This is a genomic window from Clostridium sp. ATCC 25772 (assembly GCF_001573875.1).
Classification (GTDB): domain Bacteria; phylum Bacillota; class Clostridia; order Clostridiales; family Clostridiaceae; genus Clostridium_J; species Clostridium_J senegalense.
Genome location: NZ_LFRG01000105.1, coordinates 1 through 2,181 on the forward strand (window position 1 = coordinate 1; position 2,181 = coordinate 2,181).

Annotated in this window: 2 protein-coding genes; both read right to left on the reverse strand. The window is 28.6% G+C overall.

Going from position 1 to position 2,181, the window contains the following annotated elements:
• Nucleotides 1-56 precede the first annotated feature (56 nt).
• On the reverse strand, nucleotides 57-815 hold the full coding sequence (gene istB, locus AZI32_RS16945) for an IS21-like element helper ATPase IstB (protein WP_206406649.1): 759 nt from the start codon (nucleotides 813-815) through the stop codon (nucleotides 57-59).
• On the reverse strand, nucleotides 790-2,091 hold the full coding sequence (gene istA / locus AZI32_RS16950; protein WP_061997130.1) for an IS21 family transposase: 1,302 nt from the start codon (nucleotides 2,089-2,091) through the stop codon (nucleotides 790-792). Before istA ends, istB begins: the two co-directional genes overlap by 26 nt.
• Nucleotides 2,092-2,181 lie beyond the last annotated feature (90 nt).

Sequence of the window (2,181 nt, forward strand, 5' to 3'; positions counted from 1 at the left end):
TATTAATGTCAATATTTTTTTGTATGATTGTGCCAATATTCTTATGTACAGTTTTGCTAATTAGTTTTATTAGATATCTTAGAAAGAGCAGAGGCTGTTCTATAAGAATTACCTAATATATTTACAATACTGGAATGGTGAACAAGTCTATCAAGAATAGCGCTAGCTAGCATATTATCTACAAATATCTGACTCCAATCTGATAAATTTATGTTACTAGTGATTATTGTGCTTTTTTTCTCATATCGTTTATCTATTAATTGAAAAAACATTTTAGCTTCTTGCTCACCGATTGGTAAATAACCTATCTCATCAATTATCAACAGCCTATATTTACTAAAATGTTTTATTCTACTTTCAAGTTTATTTTCTAAATATGCTTTTTTTAGCTGATCAATCAAATCCTGGCACTTTATAAAATATGTGCTTATTCTTTTCTTTGCGGCAGCAATACCAATTGAAGTGGCTAGGTGAGTTTTTCCCACTCCACTATTTCCAATTAAAATTACATTGCTATTGCTTTCCAAAAATCTTAAACTCTCAAAATCTAAAAACTGTTTTTTATTTATTTTAGGCTGAAATTCGAAGTCAAAATCCTTCATTTCCTTCAAGTGTGGAAATCCAGCTACTTTTACCATTGCATTAGTTGCATTAAAGTTTTTTACCTCTATTTCCTTTGACGTAAGCTCGTAGAGCGCATCTACGATGCTTATGTTCCCTTCATTTACTCTTGTTATATATTCATCTAATTTTAAACTTATTTGTGTTAGTTTTAAATCCTTTAAGTTTTCACATAACTTCTGATAGTTGCTCATTAAATTTCTCCAATTCTTTAAAATGTTTATTTGCATAGTCTGACACTGTTTCTTTATCTTGACCTTTAAATGTTATACCCAATAAATCAACATGATGATTATTATGATAATTAACTTTTTTGTTAGAGATGTTGTGTATTGTAACTAAATTTTTGTTATAATACACATAGAGGTTATTCTCAGTAACTTCTATAACAATTGTTTTACCAATAAGTTCAGGTGGAACAGAGTACATATTCTGTTTATACTTAAAGAGAGCATTTGTATTTACCTTTACTGATGTGGTAATATTTTTGTAAAAAGAACATACTTTATCATGTGGTAGTGGTAGGAGATGTTCTTTTTCTTTGTTAAAAACTAATATAGGCGGTAAGCCTGTAGCTTGACATATCCTTGAATTAGCTTCATTTGTTATAATATTCATCTTTTTATGTAGCTCCTGCAAATTTTCTACAATACCATTGTAATTCATTAGTTCATCTATTATTCTCATTGGATTTTCTACTTTTGCTTTAGTATTAGGTCTTGCTCTGATACAAGGAACTATTTTAAATCCAAAGTCATCAGCTAATTGTTTAAACTTATTGTTAATTTTCCCTTCGGAACCTTCGGTCCTTGCCTGATCCATCATTGTTGATGCATTATCTATTAATATTTCTTTTGGAACACCTCCTATTGTTTCAAATGCATTAGCTAAAAAATCAAATAAATGATTTTGACTAGTTGAAGGATAAATTGTCCACACTTTAAATCTAGATGCTGATAGCACTAAACTACCTACATTTAGAGTCATTTCATCTCCATTCTTAAATGAAAATTTGAGTTTTTCTTTCCAATCAAATTGAGCTTGTTTACCAAATGGAGTTTCAGATTTTATAGCATCCTTTTTAGACTTTAGATTAAAATGCTCAGCAAAATTACTATTTTTTAATATAAAATAATTAAAATTGCTCCTAGAGCACTCTAGTCCATGCTCTCTAACGAGATATCTATATAGATGTGATTTGTAATAGAATATCTGTTTATTTTCTGTTGATAACAAAGAAGTGATAATATCGTAATAGTCATCTATCTTAGATTTTTTCTGTTTTCGTTCTTTTTGTGCAATACCTTCATAATATTTTTTCACTGTTCTTCTATCAACGCCTAGTTTTCTTCCTAGTTCACTGAAATTTGGTTTTTCCAAGTTGTTAACCTCCACTAATATTTTTAATTTGCCTAAATCCTTTATTGAGTTTATTTCTATTTCAGTATTAATTTTCATCTTTAGAATCATATTCATCACCCAATAATACTGTAAAGAATTTAGACAATGTTGTACATGGAAATATTAGCAACTTAGTACATTTTTATTTTAGCATTCATA